Below are 22451 nucleotides of genomic sequence, written 5' to 3'. Positions count from 1 at the left end.
GTCGGGAGACCGCCGCCGGGACCCGCGAGCGTTCTCAGTCGCGTCCGGTGATGCCCCGGGTCGACGTGATCACGTCGCCCATCTTCTTGGCCAGGGCTTCGTAGAACATCGACAGCGGGAACTCGTCGTCCAGCACCGCGTCCGTGAAGCCGCGCGGCGCTCCGAGGAGCACCTCGTCCGGCAGCCCGCGCGCCCAGGCCGAGGCGGGGTGCGGAGTGAGGACCGACGCGATCAGGGCGTGCGCGGCCAGCCAGTGCGCGGTCTTCGGGCGGTCGATCGAGCGCCAGTAGAGCTCGTCGATCGCGTCCGAGAGGGCGACGACCACGTCGGCGACGCCGTCCCACTCGAAGGCGAGCCGGGTGTCGGTCCAGTGCAGCACCCCGTTGCGGTGCAGCCAGGCGAACAGCAGCTGCCCGCCCAGTCCGTCGTAGTTGCGCACCCGCGAGCCCGTCAACGGGAAGCGGAACAGGCGGTCGAACAGGATCGCGTACTGCACCGAGCGGGCGCGCTCGGCCAGGCGCTCCTCCTCGTCGTCGAGGCGCTCGGCCGCGGCGAGACGGCGCTCGATCGCGACCGATTCGCGGAACGCCGTCAGGTCGCAGCGCAGCTCCTCGAGCGAGTACAGGAAGAACGGCATGCGCTGCTTGATCATGAACGGGTCGAACGGCAGGTCTCCGCGCATGTGGGTGCGGTCGTGGATGAGGTCCCACATCACGAACGCCTCCTCGGACAGGCGCTGGTCGGCGATCAGCCGGCGCGCGTCCTCGGGGAGCTCGAGGCGGGTGATCTCGGCGGCACGGCCGACGACGCGGCGGAACCGGGCCGCTTCGCGATCCGCGAAGATCGCTCCCCAGGTGAAGGCGGGGACCGCGCGCATGGCGACGGTCTCGGGGAAGAGCACGGCGCTGTCCGTGTCGTATCCGGACGTGAAGTCGACGAAGCGCACCGGCACGAACAGCGCGTTGGAGTAGTCGCCGGCCTCGAGCTCGGCGACGAAGCGCGGCCAGACGACCTCGACGAGCACCGCCTCGACGTGGCGCTCGCGGCTGCCGTTCTGCGTCAGCATCGGGAAGACGACGAGGTGGCGCAGCCCGTCGATCCGGTCGAGCTGGGGCTGGAAGGCCTGGAGGGAGTCCAGGAAGTCCGGCACTCCGAGGCCCTCGTCGCTCCACCGGCGGAAGTCGACCACGAGCGCCTCCAGGTAGGCGGCGTCGTGCGGGAACGCGGGGGCGAGCGTGCGGATCGCGGTGACGATCCGAGCGAGAGCCGCCCGCGCGTCCTCGAGGCGGTCGGGGTCGGCGAGGGAGCCGTCGGCGGCCTGCAGGGGCTGCACGGCGGCGACCGCCGCCGTGAGGTCGAGCCACGCGGAGGAGGACTCGACGCGGTCCTCGAGGACCTCCGGCTCTCCGACGACTGTGCTCTGCACGAACTGCGACATGGTGATCCTCCTCACGCTTCGAATCCCTGGTGGAACGGGTCGGATGCGACCCGACTCCGAGCGTAGGGGCCGTCGCGCGCGCTTTTCTTGCGTGGACCCGGAGCTGCACGGCGAGGTCGGCGCTCGCCGCGCACGCTTGCGCCGCTCGGCGCTCGTTCCCAGCTCTGATCAGCGTTCGACCAGGGGTTTCGGAGGTACGACCCCCCGTTCGGGGCTAGATTCCTCCACGGCCCACATCAGCTCCGACAAGGGGTCGAAGATGGGGCGGACATCGCGGCCGCATCCCGAGTGCGGCCATCCGATCGATCGGCCACTCCGAACACCTGGCGGAGGGGCGCGACCGACGGGCCATCCTGAGAGAGAGGATCGGAGCGCGTGACGGGACCCGAACCCGGAAGCGACCGCAGAACAGTCAGCATCGATCAGCAGTCCGAGAACATCCGCCTCCTGCCCTGGCCGCAGGCGGACGTCGCCGCACTCAGCGTCACCCGCGCGGAGTCGGACACCGGACACGAGGACGACGGCACCCTGCACGACCGCTACCTGCGCGGTTGGGCCGAGGGCACCGCCTTCTTCTACGCGATCGAGCTCGACGGCGACTGCGTCGGCTCCATCGGCTATTGGTACGGCCACTCGCGCGGCATCGTCGCGTACGAGACGGCCTGGGATCTCGCCCCTGAGGCGAGAGGACGCGGCGTCGCCGCGCGCTCGGTCCGGCTGCTGCTCGAGGAGGCCGCGGCGTTCCCGCTGCCCCGCTTCGTGCACGCCTACGTGCGCACGGACGACGCCGAGGACAGCGCGACGTGCGTCGAGGTCGGCTTCGACCGCGTCGACGTCGTCGAGAAGGGCGAGCCCCCGAGCCTCTACGCGGACTGGGCCTTCGACCTGGCGGCGGTCGCCTAGGGCGCCACTGATTGCGCGGGCATCCCCTGGATCGGGGTGCCCGTGCGCCGGAGCGACCCCGCAGGCGTCGTCAGACCTCGTGCCTCGCCAGCCACGGCCGGAGGACCGCGAGGAACTCCTCGGGCCGCTCGACGCTCGGCAGATGAGCGGCCGACTCGAACACGTGCCCCTCGGCACCGGCGATCGTCGCGACGAGGTACTCGAACACGGGGAACGACTCCGACACGTCGTGCGCACCCACGAGCAGGAGCGCCGGCACGTCCAGGTCGACCACCCGGTCGTACGCGGGCGGCTCGAGCGGGATCGGCCGCGGCTTCTCGTGCTCGTGGCCCGCACGCCCCTCGGCGAGCGAGCGCACGGTCCGGACGAAGGAGGGGTCGAGTCCGTCCGGGGAGCGGCCCGGCCCGAAGGCCCACAGCTCCGCCTCCTTCCGCGCGACCTGCGCGTGATCGCCGGTGGTGAGCAGGGCGTCGATCTCGTCGAAGAGGGCGTCCTCCTCCTCCGTCAGCTCCGGATACGGGAACCCGCCGACGCCCGGGCAGACCGCCACGAGTCCGCTCACCCGGTCGGGGTGCGCGATCGCGAGGTCGAGCGCCGCGGAGCCGCCGCGCGAGCAGCCGACGACGACGGCCCGCTCGACCCCGAGGTGATCCAGCACGGCGAGCAGGTCGGCGCGCTCGTCGAAGTCGACGTCGCCGGTGGTCGTGCCGCCGAAGCCGCGGGAGTCCAGGCGCACGACGAGGTGGTCGCGGGCGAGCTCCGGAACCACCGGGTCCCACATCCTGAGGTCCGCGATGCCGGCGTGCACCAGCAGCAGGGCGGGGGAGGAGGCGTGGCCGTCCGCCTCCCAGTGGAGGCTCGCGCCGGGGACGTCGAGATGCGGCATGCCGACACGGTAGGCCGGGCCCCCTCCGGACGCAACGGCGCCGGACCCTAGGCTGGGAGGCGATCCCCGCGAGCACTGCGCTCGCCCGAGCGACGGAGGACACCACGGAGGGCGTGCTCACCGGTTTCGCGATCATCGGCGTGGTGATCGCCGTCGGCTACCTCATCGCCCGCTTCGGGCTCGTGCCTCCGGAGGGACGAGCGGTCCTCTCGCGCATCGCCTTCTTCGTGACGACGCCGGCCCTGCTGTTCACGGTACTCTCGCGGGCCGATGTGACGGTGCTCTTCTCGTCGTTCCTCCTGGTGTCGCTGAGCACGGTCCTGATCGTCGCCGCGGTCTACGTGCTCGCGTCGCGGCTGTTCTTCCGCCGCCCGCTGCCCGAGACCGTGATCGGCACCGCCTCCTCCGCCTACGTCAACGCGAACAACATCGGGCTGCCCGTGGCGATCTACGTGCTCGGCGACCCGCAGTGGGTGGCCCCGACCCTCCTCCTGCAGCTGCTCCTGCTCGCGCCGACGATCCTGACGGTGCTCGACATCTCCACGAGCGGGCGCACATCGGTCGGCGCGATCCTGACGCAGCCGCTCCGGAACCCCATGATCATCGCCTCGGCGCTCGGGCTGCTCGTGGCCGTCACGGGGCTGGAGGTGCCGGCGCCGGTGCTGGAGCCGTTCTCGATCATCGGCAACGCCTCCATCCCGCTCGTGCTGATGGCCTTCGGCATGTCGCTGCGCGGGCAGCGGCCGCTGGAGGCGGGCCCCGCGCGGGTCGAGGTCGTCGTCGCCTCGACGCTGAAGTCGCTCGTCATGCCCGCGATCGCGTGGACGCTCGGCCGCTTCGTGTTCCAGCTGGACGCCGAGCACCTGTTCGCGGTGACGGTCACGGCCGCCCTGCCGACCGCGCAGAACATCTTCAACTTCGCCTCGCGCTACGACCGCGGAGTGGCCGTCGCCCGCGACACGGCGCTCGTGAGCACGGTGACCGCGGTGCCGGTGCTCATCGCCGTGTCCCTCCTCCTGGGCTGACGCGGCCCGGGCCGAGTCCCGGGCGATCACGGTCGGCCGCAGCCGTGTCGCAGGACGGATGGGGGGCAGTCGCGCGACGACTCCCGCGCCGAGGGTCGCTTAGGCTCTTCCGAATGACCACCACGACGACCTCTCCTCGCGGCGCCTCCGGCGCCCCGCGCCGCCGTCGCCGCGGACTGTGGATCACGCTGAGCATCCTCCTGGTGCTCGTGATCGGCGCGATCGTCGCGGTCCTGCTGGCCGTCCGGACGTACGACAAGGCGATGACGGTGCGCGACAAGCTCACGTCGGCGATCCCGCTCGTCTCGCAGGCCGCCGACCAGCTCACCGGCTTCGACACGGCCGGTGCGCAGGCCACCTCCGGGCAGATCGCGACCCTCACCGGCGAGGCGCGGGACGAGACCGACGACCCGGTGTGGCGCGTGATGGAGGTCGTCCCGATCCTCGGTCCGAACCTCTCGGCCGTGCGCGCGGCGACCGAGATCGCCGACGACGTGTCGGCGAAGATCGTCACTCCGCTCTCGGGAACCTCGCTCGACGTCCTCAAGCCCGTCGACGGCCGGGTCGACCTCGCCGCGATCACCGAGCTCTCGGCCAGGATCGACGTCGCGAAGCAGGTCGTCGACGAGTCGAGCGAGCGGGTGGCCGGGATCGACCGCGGCGCGCTCGTGCCGCAGGTCGCCGAGGCGCTCGACGCCTTCGCCCCCCAGCTCGAGACCGCGACGGAGGCGATGGACCAGGTCCAGCCGATCACCGCGATCCTCCCCGACGCGCTCGGTGCGAGCGGTCCGCGCAACTACCTCGTCATGTTCCAGAACCTCGCCGAGGCGCAGGCGCTGGGAGGCGGCGCCTCCTCGGTCATGCTGCTCCAGGCCGACGCCGGCGCCATCTCGATCACCGAGCAGCAGTCGAGCCAGGACTTCCGCGGGCTCGAATCGGTGGACGTCGATCAGAGCGCGCTGAACACGTTCGGCGGCAACCTGGCCACAACCTTCAACGTCTCGACCAGCCGCCCCGACTTCCCCACCGCCTCCTCCATCGCGACGCAGTTCTGGGCGCAGAAGTTCCCCGACCAGAAGATCGACGGCGTGCTCGCGATCGATCCCGTCGCACTGTCGTACCTGCTCGACTCCACCGGTCCCGTCGCGATGAGCGACGGCACCGAGCTGACGAGCGAGAACACCGTGTCGACTCTGCTGAACGAGGTCTACTTCCGCTACCCGGCGTCGACGGTCGCCGATGAGACCGACGCGTTCTTCTCGGAGGCGAGCGCGACGGTGCTCGGCAAGATCCTCAGCGGGGACATGGAGCCGACCCGCATGCTCCCGGCGATCGTCAAGTCGGTCGAGGAGAGCCGGATCCTGGCCTACAGCACGGATCCCGACGAGCAGGCGCTCCTCGCCCCGACCCCGATCGCAGGCATCCTGCCCACCGTCAACGACGCCACGACCACGACGGGCGTCTTCTTCCAGGACGCCTCCATCGGCTCGAAGATGGACTACTACCTCGACACCGCGGTGACGCAGTCGAGCGCGAACCGCTGCGCCGCCTCCGGGGCGACGTTCACCACGCAGGTCACGCTGACCAACACGATCACCAAGCAGGTGGCGCGCACCCTTCCGTCCTATGTGGCAGCGAACGGAGGCGACGGCAGGTTCCCGCGCGGCGACTTCGTCACGAACGTCTACGTCTACGGCCCTCCCGGCACGACGGTGTCGGGAGCGAGCTGGGGTTCCGAGCTCGGCGACGTCGTGCAGACGAGCGACGACCTCGGTCGACCGGTCTCGAAGGTCGCCGTGCAGCTGTCGCCCGGCGAGTCCGCCACCGCCACGATCACGTTCACGGCGGGCGCCGCCTCGGGCTTCGGTGAGCAGGCCGTGCGCGTCACCCCCATGATCAACGCGACCGACGTCACCCTCGTCCCCGACCCCAGCTGCGCCGGCTGACCCGTCGGTCGCCCGCCGGTCGAGTCGCCCCGCGTCGTGCGAGCGCCCCTCCCTGCTGGTCGAGTAGCCCCGGAGGGGCGTCTCGAGACCCACGTTCCCGCTCCCTGCTGGTCGAGTAGCCCCGGAGGGGCGTATCGAGACCCACGTTCCCGCTCCCTGCTGGTCGAGTAGCCCCGGAGGGGCGTATCGAGACCCACGTTCCCCGAGGTTCGGCCCGACCCGCCCGCTCAGGCCAGAGCAGACCCCGGGATCGCACTCGTGACCAGCCAGGACGCCAGGAACGCGGTGCCGACGCACAGCGCGAAGCCGACCAGTGGCACCCAGAACGCCCGGCGGCCCACCAGGTAGCGCACGACCGCCACGGCCACCGCGATCAGCGTCAGCACCGGCGGGCCGAGCAGGGCGAGCGAGACGCCCCAGTCGATCCGGTCGAAGTCGCACGCGATGTTCCGCCCCTCGCACTGCGCGGGGAACACCGAGAGGACGGCGGCGAGGTAGCCGAGCACGATCGCCACGAGTCCGAGCCCCAGGCAGCCGAGGATCGAGAGCACGAGGTCCCAGCGCCGGCGGCGCGGGCGCCCCGCCTCGAGCACCTCGCGGACGGTGCGGTAGGCGTCGGTCCGCAGCTCGTCGTGCGCGCGACCGGCGGGGCCGGGCCGGGCGGCCGGGCGCGGTGCCGCGGGCCGGGCGGAGGAGGAGCCGTCCGCGGCCGCGCGCGCCCGCTTCTTCTTCGAGGAGGCCATCGTCAGAAGATCATGGGCCGGTCGTCGTCGAGGGTCGTCTCGAGATCGAGGTCGACCACCACGGGGACGTGGTCGCTCGGTGCGTCGCCTTTGCGCTCGTCGCGGTGGATCGACGCGGCCGTGACCAGCTCGCCGAACGCGTGCGAGCCGAGGACGAAGTCGATCCGGAGGCCCTCGTTGCGCGGGAAGCGCAGCTGCTTGTAGTCCCAGTAGGTGTACCCCTCCGGCACGAGCGGGCGCACGACGTCGCTCAGTCCGGCCGACTCGAACGCGGCGAACGCCTCGCGCTCGGGGATCGAGACGTGCGTGGATCCGGGACCCAGCGACGGGTCGCCCACGTCGCTGTCGAGCGGAGCGACGTTCCAGTCGCCCACGAGCGCGAGCGGCAGATCGGGCTGCGCGGTCAGCCACTCGCGGGTGCTCGCCTCGAGGGCGGCGAGCCACTCGAGCTTGTAGAAGTAGTGCGGGTCGCCGACGGCGCGGCCGTTGGGCACGTAGAGGCTCCAGACGCGGACGCCGTCCACGGTGGCGCCGATCGCGCGGGCCTCGAGGGGGAGCGAGCCGTCCTCGGCGGGGGCCTTGGCGAAGCCGGGCATGCCGGGGAAGCCGATCTGCACGTCCTCCATCGGGAGGCGGGAGGCGATGCCCACGCCGTTCCACTGGCTGATCCCCGCCATCTCGACGTGATATCCCGCCTCGGCGAAGGTCTCGTGCGGGAACTGCTCGGGCTTGCACTTCAGCTCCTGCATGGCGAGCACGTCGACGTCCTCGCGGACCAGCCAGTCGACGACGCGGCCCGTGCGGGCCCGGATGGAGTTCACGTTCCACGTGGCGATGCGCATCCTCGAAGTGTAGGAGCCGCCGCCGACAGGACGGTGCGGGCGGTGGTGGGCGACCGGATGCGGCCCGCTCGTCGGTCATCCGCCCGACGGATTGCGCAACCGGTGTCGGTGGTCGATGGTTGTCTGTGCGCCGTCCCGATCGGCGCCACCCGCGTCGTCCTCGGCGCCGCCGCCCGCGGTCGCCGCTCCTCCTTCCGTCGCCCTCCGCCGTCACCCGATCCGCAGCCCCTCGCCGTCGCCCGATCCGCCCGGTCGCCGTCTGCACGGGATCCTCCGGTCACGACAGCCGTCCCTCCGGATCGGCCCGTCGCCCCTCCCCGCACTCCCCACCCCGTCTCGAGGAACCCCGTGATCCTGCTCCGACTCGCGTCGTCCTACGCGAAGCCCTACTCCCGCTGGATCGCGGCGGTCGTCGTGCTGCAGCTGATCTCGACGCTCGCGGCGCTGTACCTGCCGAGCCTCAACGCGGAGATCATCGACCAGGGCATCGGCACCGGCGACACCGACTTCATCTGGTCGACCGGCGTGACCATGCTGGGCGTCTGCCTCGTCCAGGTCGTCACCGCGATCGGGGGCGTCTACTTCGGCGCTCGCACCGCCATGGCGGTCGGGCGCGACCTGCGCCGCGACGTGTACCGCCGCGTCGACTCCCTCAGCGGGCTCGAGGTCGGCCGATTCGGCACGGCCACCCTCATCACCCGCGGCACGAACGACGTGCAGCAGGTGCAGATGCTCGTGCTGATGACCCTCAACTTCATGGTCTCGACCCCGATCATGTGCATCGGAGGCATCGTCTTCGCGCTGCGCGAGGACGTCGGCCTCTCGTGGCTGGTCTGGGTCTCGGTGCCGGTGCTGTTCGTCGTCGTCGGCGTGCTGGTCTTCCTCCTCCTGCCGCTGTTCCGCCTCATGCAGGACCGCATCGACGGCATCAACGGGGTGCTGCGCGAGCAGATCACGGGCATCCGCGTCGTGCGCGCCTTCGTGCGGGAGCCGTTCGAGTCCGAGCGCTACCGCCGCGCGAACGCCGCGATCACCGAGGTGTCGATCAAGGTCGGCAACATCTTCGTGCTGATGTTCCCGGCGATCATGATGATCCTGCACCTGGCTACCGCCGCCGTGCTCTGGTTCGGCGGGCAGCGCGTCGACGCGGGTCAGATGCAGATCGGCTCGCTGACCGCCTTCCTGCAGTACCTCCTGCAGATCCTCACCGCGGTGATGATGGGCGTCTTCATGGTCATGATGATCCCGCGCGCGGTGGTCTGCGCCGAGCGGATCGACGAGGTGCTGACCACGCGCACCAGCCTGACCACGCCCGAGGGCGGCGCCGACGCGCCCACCTCCGGCCGGGTCGAGTTCGACGGCGTCGTCTTCGGCTACCCCGGCGCCGAGCGGCCGGTGCTGTCGGGCGTCGATCTCGTCGCGGAGCCGGGTCGCACGACCGCCATCGTCGGCTCGACCGGTGCCGGCAAGACCACGCTGCTGGGCCTCGTGCCGCGCCTGTTCGACCCGCAGGAGGGGTCGGTCACGATCGACGGAGTGCCGGTCTCCTCCCTCGACCGCGCCCAGCTCGCCCGGGTCATCGGCCTCGTGCCCCAGCGCCCGTACCTCTTCTCGGGCACGATCGCCTCGAACCTCCGCTTCGGGCGGCCCGAGGCCACCGACGCCGAGCTCTGGGAGGCCCTGCGCATCGCCCAGGGCGAGGACTTCGTCCGCAGCAAGGAGCACGGTCTCGACGAGCCGGTCTCGCAGGGCGGCACGAACGTCTCGGGCGGTCAGCGGCAGCGGCTCTGCATCGCGCGGGCTCTCGTCGCCCGGCCCCGCGTCTACCTCTTCGACGACTCGTTCTCGGCGCTCGACGTCGCGACCGATGCGCGACTGCGCGAGTCCCTCGCCGCGGCGACCACCGACGCGACCGTGATCATCGTCGCGCAGCGCGTGTCGACCATCCGGCACGCCGACCAGATCGTCGTGCTCGACGCCGGTCGCGTGGTCGGCCGCGGCACCCACGACGACCTCTTCGAGACGAACGCGACCTACCGCGAGATCGTCGAATCGCAGCTGAGCACCGAAGGGGTGGCCTGAGATGGCGCGCGTCCGCGACGCAGTGGAGGAGCAGCCGGCCGAGCCGGAGTCGCTCGCACCCGAGTACGAGCCCGGCGAGGCCGACGGCGGCATGTTCGGCGACGGGCCGCCCGCCCGCAAGGCCCAGCACTTCTGGCCCTCCGCGAAGCGGCTCTTCAGCCTGCTCGGCCCCGAGAAGGCCCGGATGATCGTGGTCGTCGCGCTGGTCTCGGCGTCGGTCGTCCTCACCGTGATCGCGCCCAAGATCCTCGGCCAGGCGATGGACACGATCTTCAACGGCGTGATCGGGTCGCAGCTGCCCGCCGGAGTGCCGCTCGAGCAGATCATCGAGCAGCAGCGGGCCTCGGGCAACGGCACCTTCGCCGACATGCTCTCCAAGACCGACATCGTGCCCGGGCAGGGCATCGACTTCGTCGTGCTCGGCCGGCTCATCATCATCGTGCTGCTGATGTACGTGGTCGCCTCCGTCCTCATGTGGGCGCAGGGCTTCCTCCTCAACGGGCTCGTGATGCGCGTCGTCTATGGCCTGCGCCAGGACATCGAGGCCAAGCTCAACCGCCTGCCGCTGCGCTACTTCGACACCCGGCAGCGCGGCGACGTGATGTCGCGCGTCACGAACGACGTCGACAACATCCAGACGGCGCTCCAGCAGGCCTTCTCGCAGCTCGTGCAGTCGGTGCTGACGATCATCGGCATCGCGGCGATGATGTTCATCGTCTCGTGGCAGCTCGCGCTGATCGCCCTGATCTCGCTCCCGCTGTCCGGCGTCATCGCGGGAGTCATCGGCGCGCGCTCGCAGAAGCTGTTCGCCGCGCAGTGGAAGAACACCGGCGCACTGAACGGCCACATCGAGGAGTCGTTCTCGGGCCTCGAGATCGTCCGCGCCTTCGGCCGCGACCGCGAGATGCTCGAGGAGTTCGACCGGCGCAACGACGACCTCTACACGGCCTCGTTCGGCGCCCAGTTCGTGTCGGGCATGATCATGCCCGCGATGACCTTCGTGTCCTACCTGTCCTACGTCCTCATCGCGGTCGTCGGCGGGCTCCGGGTGGCGTCGGGGCAGCTGACCCTCGGAGACGCGACCGCGTTCATCCAGTACTCGCGCGAGTTCACCCAGCCGGTGACCCAGCTGGCGAGCATGGCCAACATGCTGCAGTCGGGCGTCGCCTCGGCCGAGCGCACCTTCGAGCTGCTCGACGCCGACGAGCAGGACGCCGAGACCGTCACCGATTCGCTCCCCGAGCGCACCGACGGCCACGTCGAGTTCCAGGACGTCTCGTTCTCGTACGACCCGGAGCAGCCGCTGATCGAGGGGCTCTCGTTCTCGGCGCAGCCCGGTCAGACCGTCGCCATCGTCGGTCCGACCGGCGCGGGCAAGACCACCCTCGTGAACCTCGTGATGCGCTTCTACGAGCTCACCGGCGGGCGGATCCTGCTCGACGGCGTCGACATCACCCGCCTCGCCCGCGGCGACCTGCGTTCGCGGGTCGGCATGGTCCTCCAGGACGCGTGGCTCTTCGAGGGCACCATCCGCGAGAACATCCGCTACGGCCGGCTCGACGCCACCGACGACGAGATCGCCGACGCGGCCCGCGCGACGATGGTCGACCGCTTCGTGCAGCAGCTGCCCGACGGCTACGACACCGTGCTCGACGCCGACGGCGGCAGCGTCTCGGCCGGAGAGCGCCAGCTGATCACGATCGCGCGCGCGTTCCTCGCGAACCCGTCGCTCCTGATCCTCGACGAGGCGACCTCCTCGGTCGACACCCGCACCGAGCTGCTGGTGCAGCACGCGATGGCGGCGCTGCGCACCGACCGCACGTCGTTCGTCATCGCGCACCGGCTGTCGACCATCCGCGACGCCGACACGATCCTCGTGATGGAGGCGGGGCGCATCGTCGAGCAGGGCGCTCACGACGAGCTCCTGCGCCGCCGCGGCGCCTACTACGAGCTCTACATGACCCAGTTCCGCGGAGGGAGCGACGAGCAGACGGGGGCGACCTCGCCCGCGGGCCTCCCCGGAGGCGTCGAGACCGCCCCGTAGAGTGGCCCTGTGAACGACGCACGCCAGCAGCTCATCGAGTACATCGGCTCCGACGCCGTCTTCCACGGGGACTTCACCCTGACGAGCGGCAAGAAGGCGAGCTACTACGTCGACCTCCGCCGGGTCAGCCTCGACCACCGGGTCGCCCCGCTGATCGGGCAGGTCATGCTCGACCTCATCGCGCCGATCGAGCGCGTCGACGCCGTCGGCGGACTGACCATGGGCGCCGATCCCATCGCGTCGGCGATCCTGCACCAGGGCGCCGCCCGCGGGCTCGCCTACGACGCGTTCGTCGTGCGCAAGGAGCCGAAGGACCACGGCCGCGGCCGGCAGGTCGAGGGCCCCGACCTCGAGGGCAAGCGCGTCGTCGTCGTCGAGGACACCTCCACCACCGGCGGCTCGCCGCTGAAGGCCATCGAGGCGCTGCTGAAGGTGGGCGCCGAGATCGCCGGAGTCGCCGTCGTCGTCGATCGCGCGACGGGTGCGCGCGAGATCATCGAGGACGCCGGCTACCCGTACTTCGCCGCGATCGGGCTGGCCGACCTCGGGCTGAGCTGATGGTCGACGACGGCAACCGCGGACGCGGCGACCACTCCGAGGGCGAGGACCGCCCGAAGGAGCCGGAGCGCCAGGTCGGCGGCAGCGAGTGGCTCCTGCAGCAGCTCAGCGGCGGACGCCTGAAGAGCATCTTCGACGCGCCGCGCGCGACACCGACCGGGTCCGAGTGGAAGCCCGTCGATCCGCAGTCCGCACCCGCCGCACCCGCCGCGCCGTCGGAGTCCGAGGAGGCCGAGTCGGCGCCGGAGGAGTCGTCCGACGCGTCGGAGCAGACCGACGGTGCTCCTGACGAGTCCGCACTCGAGGAAGCCGCGCCGGAGGCAGCCGCACCGGAGCGTCCTTCGCAGGCGGCCGGCCGTGACGAGCCCCAGGCGACGACCGTGCACGTGCCGCCGCTCGTCGCGGCCGAGGCCTCTGCTCCGCCGGAGCCGACCATGGTCCTCGAACCGACGCCGCCGCTGCAGACCTCAGGGGCTGCGGAGGAGCGCGAGGAGGAATCCCGCCCGGAGCGCGAGCCCGCCTCGGCCGACGAGCCCGACGCGAACCGCCGTCCCGCTCCGGCGCCTGAGCCCGAGCGCCCCGCGGAACCCGAGGCGGAGGCCGTCGTCGACCGCGGACCGGCTCCTGAGCCGGAGCAGACCGCGCCCCCTGTGCGCCCGCAGCCACGCTTCGACGCCGCGCGCCGCGACCCGGCCGAGCGCGCCTCGACCCCGCGCTCGGCGCCCCCCGTCGCCGGGCCTCTCGCGCCCAGCGCACCTCCCGCCGCTCGTGACGCCCAGCAGCCCGAGGAGCCGCGCGACGACCGTCCCGCCGGGGCCACCGCGCCCTCGCAGCGCGACACCGCGCCGAACGGCACCGTCTACCAGTGGCCGGACCCTCGCGGCGGCTGGGACGCGCCTCCCGTCTGGGAGGACGTCGTCACTCCGCCCGCCGGAGCGGACGACGACGACGCGGGCGACGAGGAGCTCTGGCGGGGCACCGCGTTCGCGTGGAATCTCGAGCCGACGGACTCCGGTGATCCCGCCGATCCGTCCGGGTCGCGCGACGCCGCCTCCGCCGAGGGTGCCGACGCTCCGTTCAGCACGACGCCGGCGACGGCGCACGCGAACGCCGCCGGCGAGAAGACGCCCCGGTCCAGGCCCGCCCGCGAGAAGGCTCCGCGCGAGAAGGCTCCGCGCGCCGCACGGCAGAGGACCCCTCGCGCGGACGCCCCGGCGCCGAGCGGCCCCACCACGGCCGGCATCGCCACCGAGCCCCCCAGCATCGCCCCGCTCTCGCCGCCGTCCCCCGGGCGGACGGCGGGACGTCGACGACTCCTGATCGCCCTGATCGCGGTCGGGGTCGTCGTGATCCTCGCCGTCCTCGCGGCCATCGGGTACGCCGTCGCGTCGGCGAACCGTCCCGAGGCCGCGGTGCCGGTCGCGACCCAGGCGCCGAGCGAGGAGGCGAGCGCGACTCCGGAGCCCACCGCGGTGCTGCCGACGGTCGGACCCCTGCCCGCCGGCACCTACGCGTGGAGCGCCCTCCTCGGCGGGGAGTGCCTGCAGCCGTTCGACTCCGTCTGGGCCGAGGAGTTCACTGTGGTCGACTGCGCCGCGCCGCACGCCGGCCAGCTGGTCGCTGCCGAGCCGCTGACCGAGACGGTGTTCCCCGGATCCGATGCGCTCGCGCTCTCGGTCGCCTCGCTCTGCCAGGCCGCCGGAGTCGTGGACGTCGCGGCGGCCGAGACCTACGGCGACGTCCAGGTCTCGGCCTCGTTCCCGGTCACGCAGGAGCAGTGGGACGCGGGCGAGCGCCGCTCGTTCTGCTTCGTGGACCGCGCGGGCGGCGGCGAGCTGGTCGGCTCGCTCGCCGGCACGCCCGCGGGCTGAGTCAGACCAGGCTGCAGCCGTACGGCCCGGCGTCCGTCCCCCACAGCCTGAGGGGCACGTCGAGCAGAGGCCCGACGTGGGCGAGCTCGACGACGTCGGTGCCGTTGCCCACCTCGAAGGTGAGGCTCGCGTTCGCGCCGCGCACGGTGTACACGTCCACGCCCGCCGGGTCGTCGGTGTCGGTCACCTGCGCCGCGCCCCCGAGCGCCGCCTCGAGCTCGGCGCGCGTGGAGCCGATGCCGGCACCGCCCGCGCTCCGGAGCGCCGGGCTACTCACGAGGATCAGCCGCAGCGGAGCGGCCTCCTCGTCGGCGAGGAGTCCGAACGGGAACCGCCCCAGCACTCCCGCCTGCGTCTCGTCGGGGTAGTTCGGCACCCAGCGGCCGGGCGCTCCGTCGACCTCGACGCCCGCCTCCACCCAGGCCGGGGTGCAGAAGTCCGCGTCGAACACGGCGAGGGCCGCCGCGCCGACACCCGCGGGGATCGGCTGCCCGACGATCAGCGAGGCGGATCCGTCGGGCGCGATCAGCCCGTCCGGAGTGAGCACGAGGTCGCTGAGCGCGGGAGGCGAGGCCTGCGCGCCCGGGCCGGTGGTCGCGCCACCGGTCGGCACCCCGGCGCTCGGAGCGGTGGTCGTCGGCGCCGCGCTCGGATCAGTGGCCCCCGGCGTCGCGCTCGGATCCGTGGCATCGGGCACCGGAGCCGCCGTCCCCGCGGCACTGGGAGTCGAGGGGGCTCGCGTCGCCGGCTCGGCGCATCCGGCCAGGGCGAGCAGCACCGCGGCCGTCGCGACTCCGGCGCGCAGAGCGGGGTGGAAGCGGGTCATGGTCGTCTCCTCGCGGGAGACGTTCTCGGCGTGCCCCTGCGTCAGTATCCCGGGCGTCGGCGCACGGAGGGAAGCGGCCGGTCGCCGCGGTCGGCCCTTGTAGGGTTGCCGATCGTGGACGAGAACGAGAGGCCAGCCGAGACCGGCCCCGCGCCCTCCGTCGAGGCGACGACCAACGGTGTGGGCCCGTGGATCGGCGAGCCGCCCGAGGACGAGCGGCTCGATCCGGAGCTGCTCGCGCACGGCGACGCCCGCAACGTGATCGACCGCTTCCGCTACTGGCGGATGGACGCGATCGTCGCCGAGCTCGACCGCTCCCGCCACCCGTTCCACGTGGCCGTCGAGAACTGGCAGCACGACATGAACATCGGCTCGATCGTGCGCAGCGCCAACGCGTTCGGAGCCCGCGGGGTCCACATCGTGGGTCGACGCCGCTGGAACAAGCGCGGCGCGATGGTGACCGACCGCTACCAGCACGTGCAGCACCACGAGACGGTCGCCGAGCTCGTCGAGTGGGCGCGGGCGGAGGGACTGCCGCTGATCGCGATCGACAACGTGCCCGGCTGCGTCCCGATCGAGACCTTCGCGCTGCCCGAGCGCTGCGTCCTGCTCTTCGGTCAGGAGGGGCCGGGCCTGTCGGACGAGGCGATCGCCGCCTCCGAGGCCGTGCTCGAGATCTCGCAGTTCGGCTCGACGCGCTCGATCAACGCGTCGGCGGCCGCGGCGGTCGCGATGCACGCCTGGGTGCTGCAGCACGTCCGCTTCTGAGCGCGAGGAACCGCGGGTCAGACCACGACGTCCGGCGGGAACTCCGACTCGAGGGGCTCGCCCGACAGCAGCTCGTGCACGCCGCTGAGTACCTCGTCGGGGCGGAACGGGTAGCGCTCGATCTCGGCGGCGTCGCTGATCCCGGTCATCACGAGCACCGTGTGCAGGCCCGCCTCGATGCCGGCGACGATGTCGGTGTCCATCCGGTCGCCGATCATGCCGGTGTTCTCGCTGTGCGCGCCGATCTTGTTCATCGCCGAGCGGAACATCATCGGGTTCGGCTTGCCGACGACGTACGGGTCCTTGCCGGTGGCCTTGGTGATCAGCGCGGCGATCGCTCCCGTCGCGGGCATGACGCCCTCGGAGCTCGGCCCCGTGGCGTCCGGGTTCGTCACGATGAACCGGGCCCCGCCGATGATCAGGCGGATCGCCTTCGTGATGGCCTCGAAGCTGTAGTTGCGGGTCTCGCCCACCACGACGTAGTCGGGGGAGGTCTCGGTCATGATGAAGCCGGCCTCGTGGAGCGCGGTCGTGATGCCCGCCTCCCCGATCACGAACGCACTGCCGCCGGGCATCTGCGAGGCGCAGAAGTCGGCGGTGGCGAGCGCGCTCGTCCAGATGCGCTCCTCCGGCACGTGCAGCCCCGAGGCGCGCAGGCGTGCGGCCAGGTCGCGCGGAGTGAAGATCGAGTTGTTGGTGAGCACGAGGAACGGCACGCCCGCGTCGGTCCACTCCTGGATCAGCTCGGGCGCGCCGGGGAGCGCCTTGTTCTCGTGCACGAGCACGCCGTCCATGTCGGTGAGCCAGGCCTCGACCTCGCCGCGATGTGCTGCCATGCCCCCGATGCTATCTCCGGCGCCAGCGTCTGAGACGTCTCGAAGTCACCCGATCAGGGACGGCTGCAGATCGCGCAGGGTGCGGAACCGCGTCATGCGGACCACTCCGATCGCCGCGAGGGCCAGACCGCCGACCAGCCAGCAGAGCAGCACGAGGGAGTCGTGCAGCGCCGCGCCGCCGTCGCCGCCGTACATCAGCTGCCGCACGGCGTCGGTGGCGAAGCCCATCGGCAGCACGTGGTGCAGCGCGGCGAGCGGCCCGGGGAGTGTCTGCCAGGGGAACGTGCCGCCCGCAGTCACGAGCTGCACGACCATCAGCACGAGGCCGAGGAACTGTCCGACGCTGCCCAGCCAGACGTTGAGGGCCAGGATCACCGCGGCGAACGTCAGCGAGGCGAGGGCCATCACTCCGTAGACGCCGAGCGGCGAGGCGACGTCGAAGCCGAGGGCGAGCGAGATGATCGCGAACAGCCCGGCCATCTGGACCACTCCGAGCAGGCCCGGAGTCAGCCAGCCGGCGAGGGTGATCCGGAGGGGCGAGTGCAGCGCGGTGATCGCGCGGCGCGAGACCGGCTTCACGATCAGGAACAGGGCGTAGATGCCGATCCAGCCGGCGAGGCTCGCGAAGAACGGGGCGAGTCCGGCGCCGTACGTGCCGGCCGAGGCGACCTCGGTCTGGTCGACGGCCACCGGATCGGCGATGGCGGAGGCCTGCGCCGCCTGCTGCTCGGCCGAACGGTCGGGGATCGCGACCACGCCGTCCTCGAGGCCGTCACGGAGCGTGGTGGCGCCGGTGGTGAGGTCGCCGAGCCCGGTGATGAGGTCGCCGAGTCCGTCGCGCAGGGCCGTCGAGCCGTCGCGGAGGGAGGAGGCGCCGTCTCGGAGGGTCGCGGCCCCGGCCGCGGCGGACTGCGCCCCGGCGGCGGCGGTGGCGGCTCCGCTCGTCAGCTGCGACGAGCCGTCGGCCGCGCTCGCGATGCCCGCGGTGAGGGCCGGAGTCGCGTCGGCGAGGGCCTGCGCGCCGGTCGCGACCTGCGTCGCTCCTCCGGCGAGCCGGTCGATCAGCGCGACCTGGCCCTGCGCCTGGGCGTTCGCAGCAAGAGTGTCGTCGCCGAGCGGATCCAGCAGAGCGAGCACCTCCGCGATGCGCGCGGGATCCAGTCCAGATTCCTGCAGGCTCGCCTCGATGTCGCCGCGGATCACGGGGACGCTGTCGGCCACCTTCTGGGAGGCGGCGCCCACGGCGTCGGCCTGCGCCGCGAGGGCGGAGTCGCCCGCGGCGACCTGGGCGGCGCCCTCGGCGAGGGTCGCGGTCTGCGCGGGCAGGTCGGCGGTGGCGCCGCGCAGCTGCTGCAGGCCGGTGTCGAGCGTGCCGCTCCCGTCGGCGAGCTGCTGCACTCCGCCGGCGACCTGTGCGGTGCCGTCGGCGAGGGAGGAGGCTCCGTCGGCGAGTCGGGCGGCCCCGTCGGCGAGGGTGCCCGCGCCGTCCTGCGCGGAGGCGGCTCCGCTCGAGAGGGTCGTCGCGCCGTCGACGAGCTGCGAGCCGCCGTCGACCGCCGTCGAGAGATCGCCGCGGATCGTCGCGAGGCCCACGAGGAACTGGGCGGTCGCCTCCTCGTCGACCTTCTCGACGATGGAGGCGCGCAGCGTCTTCGCGGCCTGCTCGCCGATGGTGCTCGCGAGGTAGCTCGTGGCGTCGTTGGTGGTGAGGACGACGCTGGCGCGGTAGGGCGCGTCGCTGCCGCTCGAGGCGAGGGCGGCCGAGAAGTCCGCAGGCAGGGTGACGCTGAAGTCGTAGGTGCCGTCGTCGACTCCGGAGGCGGCCTCGGTCGACGAGACGCGGTGCCAGTCGAACGCGTGGTCCTCGAGGAGCTGGTCGGCGACCTCGTCACCTGTGTTCGTGGCGGTGCCGTCGTCGGCGGTCGTGCCGGCGTCGTCGACGACCAGGGCCACCGGGACGTCGGGCAGCTTCGCGTACGGGTCCTGGTTGGCCCAGAGGTACAGGCCTCCGTAGAGGATCGGCACGAGCATCAGCGCGATCAGCGCGAGGCGGGCCATCGGGGTGGCGGTGAGGCGGCGCAGCTCCGCCTGGATCATCTGGGGGACGCGGATTCTCATGGGCGGATGTCGTCGATCGGGTCGGGGGCGGTCTCGGGGAGGAGCGAGGGGGCGAGGGCGCGGTGGAGAGCGCCGGCGGTCTCCTCCTCGAAGCCGTCCTCGAGGGTCGCGAGGGCGGTGGGCGGTGCGGGGTCGAACTGCGTGCGCAGGAGATCCGTCGCGGCGATGGCCGAAGCGGAGGCGGTGCCCGCGATCACGAGGACGGCCGGCCCGCGCGCGGCGAGCTCCTTGGCGAGCGCCCACCAGGCGGCGGGGTCGCCTCCGTGGCGGTCGGGCGAGACGATCACGAGCGCCTCCACCCCCTCGCGGAGCAGCGCGAGCTCGGCGAGCACGCGGACGCGCTCGAGCGCGGGGAGCTCGGACACCGGTCGGCGAGCGAGATCGGCGACGCCGAGCGCCTCGAGCGCGCGCGAGACCGCGCGCGGGTGCGAGGAGCGCCCGGCGAAGACGAGCTCCTCGGCGGCCACTCCGGCGAGGGTCACGTCGGGGGCGGGCTCGCTGACCACCGGGGCGTCGACCAGGGCGACCGCGGCGCGCATCCGCTTCGGATCCTCGGCGCCGTCGACGGTGATGCGCCCGCTGTCGGGGCGCATCCGCCCGCTCGCGAGGAGGCCGAGGACCGTGGGGCGCTGCTCCGTCTCGGTGAGGGCGAGGGTCGCCGATCCGCTCGAGAACGTCAGCGAGACGGCCGGGAGCGCTCCGCCCTTGGCGACGTCGTGCAGCTCGATCCTCACGAGCGGGCCTCCTCGGCGGCGACCCGCTCGGCGAGCGCGTCGGCGTCGGCCCAGCCGAAGCCCGCGATCGCGAGGACGTCGATCATTATCAGGCGCTCGGCCGCCGCGTCGCCGAGATCCGAGTCAGTGGCCTCGTCGAGCACCGCGATCGCGGCGTCCTCGACGAGCCTCGCCAGGCGGCCGGCGTCGAGATCGGGGCGGAAGCGGCCGGAGGCGATGCCGCGGGACGCGGTCTCGCGCAGCTGCGCGCGCACGGGCTCGAACGTCTCGGAGACCAGCTCGGCGAAGGGGGAGCGCAGGGCGGAGCGGGCGGGGACGCGGATCGACTCGACCTCGCGCCACATCCGCGAGCCGATCAGGGCGAGCTCGGAGGCCGGGTCCTCGTGCCGCACGGGAGCGAGGACCGCGGCGATGCGCGCGGCCCCCTCGCGGAACACGGTGGTGAGGAGCTCCTCGCGAGAGGAGAAGTGGCCGTAGACGGTGCGGCGCGTCACTCCCGCCTCGCTCGCGATCGCCTCGAGCGAGGCGTCGGCGTCGGTGCGGAGGAGGGTCCGCGCGGCGAGGAGGATCGCGGCGCGGTTCTCGGCGGCGTCGCGCCGGGGTGCTCTGCTCGTGGTCACCCGTCCATCGTACGAAGTTGCACACGACTGTGCAAGATCAAGTGGCCTCCACGGTGACGCCCCAGGAGGACGGGGTTAGCCTGAAGACATGAACGGCGAGAACCTGCTGGGCCCCGAACCGACCCTCCTCCCCGAGGACCCCGCGGTCACCGCGGCCCTCGCGAAGCACGCGACCCCGGGAGCCGTCGAATTCGCCGCCCTCGCCGCCGCCCACCCGCGCTCCCCGCTGGCCTGGGCACTCCTCGCCGACAGCGTCTGGGGCATCGACGCGGCCCTGCCGTCCTACGCCTACGCCCGCGTCGGCTACCACCGCGGCCTCGACCTCCTCCGCACCGCCGGCTGGCGCGGACAAGGCCCCATCCCCTGGCGCCACGGCCCCAACCGCGGCTTCCTCCTCGCTCTCTACGCCCTCCGCCGCGCCGCCGAATCGATCGGCGAGACCGACGAGGTTCAGCGCCTCACCACCTTCCTCCAGCAGGCCGACCCGGCCGCCATCCCCGAGATCGAGCGGTACCACGAGGACGCGCTCCCCCCCACCGCCGCCATAGTCATCCTCGGCGAGGACTGAGAGGGCTCCGGTCACGTCCCTTGCGGCGTTGTCGTCGGTCGCCGTAGCTCCGCTACGACTCCCTCCTCCGCCTTGCAATGAACGCAACCGGAGCCCTCTCAGTCACCCTGCTGGTGAGGAAAGTGGCCGTGCCTGCGGCACGAGCGGGATGCGCCGTGCCTGCGGCACGAGCGGGGCCGGACGGCGGGCCACCCTTGCTGGTCGAGTAGCCGCGGAGCGGCGTATCGAGACCCACGTCTTCCGGACGGGATGCTGCAGCCTCGCGAGTAAGGCTCAACGCGACAATGCGGACGGATTCCGGCCGATCGTCGTGCTCAGCCTCAGCTGTGCAGGCCTCGTCCGGGAGACCTGACCGACGCGGGCCCTCAGCGGCGGCGGAGGGACGCGGCGGTGGCCAGGGTCAGGAGGGCGCCGAGAGCGGCGGAGGCGGCGGTGACGGTGAAGCCGGACTGGGGGCCGAGGGACTCGACGGCGAGGCCGCTGAGGGAGGAGCCGGCGGTCACCCCGATCGCGAGGCCGGTGGGGGGCCAGGCGAGGGCCTCGGTGAGGCGGGCGCGGGGGGAGATCGTCTCGACGAGGCTCGAGCCGGTGATGAGGAGCGGGGAGGTCGCGAGGCCCGCGAGGAACGCGAGCACGGCGAGGACGGGCAGGGAGCTCGAGAAGACCAGCACGGGCACGACGACGCCGAACGCGACACCCGCGACGACGAAGCGCGAGAGCGGGCTGCCGGGCAGGTGCGCGGCGCCGACGACGACTCCGGTCAGCACGCTGCCGATGCTGTAGACCGACAGCAGGAGGCCCGACGCGGCATCCGCGCCGGCGGCCTCCGCCGTCGCGATCGCGGCCACGTTGAACGAGCCGAAGACGCCTCCGATCGTCGCGAACACGGCGACCACCCCGATCAGTGCCGCGGGCAGGCGCACGGGCACCGCCCTGCCTCCGGGGGAGCGCACCGCGAGCGGGGGCTGCGTCCGCACCTGCGCGAGCAGCGAGCCGCTCCCGATCACTCCGATCGCGAGGCCCACGAGCACGCCCGCCGCCGGATGCACGAGGGAGGCGAGCAGGGTCACGACCGGCGGAGCGACGACGAACGCCGCCTCGTCGGCCACCGATTCGACCGAGTAGGCGGTGTGCCGCAGCCCGGGGTCCGAGGTCGCGGCGCTCCAGCGCGAGCGCACGGCCGAGCCGATGTCGATCACGGCGAGTCCGGCGAGTACCGCCAGGGCGAACCAGCTCCAGACGGGCGCGCCGAGCAGTACGGCGGCGACGAGTCCGAGCGACGCCGCGACGAGCACCGGGAGCGACAGGGCGAGGGCGCGCCGCTGGCCCCAGCGGTCCATCACCCGCGACCAGACCGGCCCCGCGGCGGCCAGCGAGAGCGTCAGCGTGCCCGAGACGGCTCCGCCGAGCGCGTAGCTGCCCGAGACCTCGGTGACGAGCACCAGCACGCCGATCGCGAGGCTGCCCTTGGGGAACCGTCCGAACCAGCCCGAGGAGGAGAACGCGAGCGATCCGGGCACCGCGAACGCGCGGGAGTACCGTCCGGCGGCGCGTCCGAGCGCCGATCGCGGCGCGGCCGCAGGGCTCGGGGAGGAGGGTGCCGGGGAGTCAGGCATGCGGGTTCCGATTCCGGCCGACCGAAA

19 protein-coding genes are annotated in these 22451 nt (G+C 72.6%); 9 read left to right on the top strand and 10 right to left on the bottom strand.

The window, feature by feature from the left end:
* Window positions 1-34: 34 nt before the first annotated feature.
* A complete protein-coding gene (locus C1I63_RS03990) occupies window positions 35-1438 on the bottom strand; it encodes a DUF6421 family protein (RefSeq protein ID WP_055794158.1) in 1404 nt (467 codons plus the stop codon).
* A 375-nt stretch (window positions 1439-1813) separates the two neighbouring features.
* On the opposite strand from C1I63_RS03990, the gene C1I63_RS03985 reads away from it, so the two are divergent.
* A complete protein-coding gene (locus C1I63_RS03985; protein WP_107573859.1) occupies window positions 1814-2341 on the top strand; it encodes a GNAT family N-acetyltransferase in 528 nt (175 codons plus the stop codon).
* A gap of 70 nt (window positions 2342-2411) precedes the next feature.
* On the opposite strand, the gene C1I63_RS03980 is transcribed toward C1I63_RS03985, so the two are convergent.
* A complete protein-coding gene (locus C1I63_RS03980) occupies window positions 2412-3227 on the bottom strand; it encodes an alpha/beta fold hydrolase (protein WP_107573858.1) in 816 nt (271 codons plus the stop codon).
* A gap of 113 nt (window positions 3228-3340) precedes the next feature.
* Here C1I63_RS03980 and C1I63_RS03975 point away from each other — a divergent pair, with 113 nt between their 5' ends.
* Together C1I63_RS03975 and C1I63_RS03970 are read left to right on the top strand one after the other, a co-directional pair.
* Entirely contained in the window at window positions 3341-4252 is a 912-nt protein-coding gene (locus C1I63_RS03975) for an AEC family transporter (protein ID WP_230672999.1), read from the top strand.
* A 113-nt stretch (window positions 4253-4365) separates the two neighbouring features.
* Entirely contained in the window at window positions 4366-6198 is a 1833-nt protein-coding gene (locus C1I63_RS03970; protein ID WP_107573856.1) for a DUF4012 domain-containing protein, read from the top strand.
* Between the two features lie 227 nt (window positions 6199-6425).
* On the opposite strand, the gene C1I63_RS03965 is transcribed toward C1I63_RS03970, so the two are convergent.
* A complete protein-coding gene (locus C1I63_RS03965) occupies window positions 6426-6941 on the bottom strand; it encodes a DUF6264 family protein (protein ID WP_107573855.1) in 516 nt (171 codons plus the stop codon).
* 2 nt (window positions 6942-6943) lie between these two features.
* Complete coding sequence (locus C1I63_RS03960) at window positions 6944-7783, bottom strand: exodeoxyribonuclease III (RefSeq protein WP_107573854.1); 840 nt, start codon at window positions 7781-7783, stop codon at window positions 6944-6946.
* A gap of 348 nt (window positions 7784-8131) precedes the next feature.
* Here C1I63_RS03960 and C1I63_RS03955 point away from each other — a divergent pair, with 348 nt between their 5' ends.
* From C1I63_RS03955 to C1I63_RS03940, 4 genes are read left to right on the top strand one after another with little or no spacing between them, the layout of a single operon-like run.
* Complete coding sequence (locus C1I63_RS03955) at window positions 8132-9865, top strand: ABC transporter ATP-binding protein (RefSeq protein WP_055794173.1); 1734 nt, start codon at window positions 8132-8134, stop codon at window positions 9863-9865.
* Between the two features lies 1 nt (window position 9866).
* Window positions 9867-11909 carry an ABC transporter ATP-binding protein gene (locus C1I63_RS03950; RefSeq protein ID WP_107573853.1) on the top strand — a complete coding sequence of 681 codons (2043 nt, stop codon included), beginning with the start codon at window positions 9867-9869 and terminating at the stop codon, window positions 11907-11909.
* Between the two features lie 9 nt (window positions 11910-11918).
* A complete protein-coding gene (gene pyrE / locus C1I63_RS03945) occupies window positions 11919-12467 on the top strand; it encodes an orotate phosphoribosyltransferase (RefSeq protein WP_055794176.1) in 549 nt (182 codons plus the stop codon).
* Window positions 12467-14338, top strand: a complete 1872-nt coding sequence (locus C1I63_RS03940; RefSeq protein ID WP_107573852.1) for a hypothetical protein — start codon at window positions 12467-12469, stop codon at window positions 14336-14338. The genes pyrE and C1I63_RS03940 overlap by 1 nt, the downstream gene beginning before the upstream one ends.
* Window position 14339: 1 nt before the next feature.
* Here C1I63_RS03940 and C1I63_RS03935 read toward each other — a convergent pair whose 3' ends face one another.
* On the bottom strand, window positions 14340-15164 hold the full coding sequence (locus C1I63_RS03935) for a hypothetical protein (protein WP_107573851.1): 825 nt from the start codon (window positions 15162-15164) through the stop codon (window positions 14340-14342).
* A 111-nt stretch (window positions 15165-15275) separates the two neighbouring features.
* On the opposite strand from C1I63_RS03935, the gene C1I63_RS03930 reads away from it, so the two are divergent.
* The gene (locus C1I63_RS03930; protein ID WP_425326985.1) at window positions 15276-15932 is read left to right on the top strand and encodes a TrmH family RNA methyltransferase; all 657 of its coding nucleotides are present in this window, start codon (window positions 15276-15278) and stop codon (window positions 15930-15932) included.
* A 17-nt stretch (window positions 15933-15949) separates the two neighbouring features.
* Here C1I63_RS03930 and C1I63_RS03925 read toward each other — a convergent pair whose 3' ends face one another.
* The 4 genes from C1I63_RS03925 to C1I63_RS03910 are packed head-to-tail and all read right to left on the bottom strand — an operon-like array spanning window position 15950 to window position 20240.
* Entirely contained in the window at window positions 15950-16768 is an 819-nt protein-coding gene (locus C1I63_RS03925; RefSeq protein WP_077224455.1) for an HAD-IIA family hydrolase, read from the bottom strand.
* A 45-nt stretch (window positions 16769-16813) separates the two neighbouring features.
* Window positions 16814-18880 carry a YhgE/Pip domain-containing protein gene (locus C1I63_RS03920; protein ID WP_107575725.1) on the bottom strand — a complete coding sequence of 689 codons (2067 nt, stop codon included), beginning with the start codon at window positions 18878-18880 and terminating at the stop codon, window positions 16814-16816.
* A 2-nt stretch (window positions 18881-18882) separates the two neighbouring features.
* Window positions 18883-19620 (bottom strand): P-loop NTPase family protein, encoded by a 738-nt coding sequence (locus C1I63_RS03915; RefSeq protein ID WP_211315563.1) that lies wholly within the window; start codon window positions 19618-19620, stop codon window positions 18883-18885.
* Window positions 19617-20240, bottom strand: a complete 624-nt coding sequence (locus C1I63_RS03910) for a TetR/AcrR family transcriptional regulator (RefSeq protein WP_107573849.1) — start codon at window positions 20238-20240, stop codon at window positions 19617-19619. Before C1I63_RS03910 ends, C1I63_RS03915 begins: the two co-directional genes overlap by 4 nt.
* Window positions 20241-20328: 88 nt before the next feature.
* On the opposite strand from C1I63_RS03910, the gene C1I63_RS03905 reads away from it, so the two are divergent.
* Window positions 20329-20808: a DUF3151 domain-containing protein gene (locus tag C1I63_RS03905; RefSeq protein ID WP_107573848.1), complete on the top strand. Its 480-nt coding sequence runs from the start codon at window positions 20329-20331 to the stop codon at window positions 20806-20808.
* Between the two features lie 365 nt (window positions 20809-21173).
* Here the strand turns inward: C1I63_RS03905 and C1I63_RS03900 are convergent, their stop codons facing one another.
* Entirely contained in the window at window positions 21174-22424 is a 1251-nt protein-coding gene (locus tag C1I63_RS03900; RefSeq protein ID WP_146168359.1) for an MFS transporter, read from the bottom strand.
* Window positions 22425-22451 lie beyond the last annotated feature (27 nt).

This window comes from Rathayibacter caricis DSM 15933, from assembly GCF_003044275.1.
Classification (GTDB): domain Bacteria; phylum Actinomycetota; class Actinomycetes; order Actinomycetales; family Microbacteriaceae; genus Rathayibacter; species Rathayibacter caricis.
Note: the sequence above shows the minus strand (reverse complement) of the source record. Positions and strands in the feature narration are given on the sequence as shown.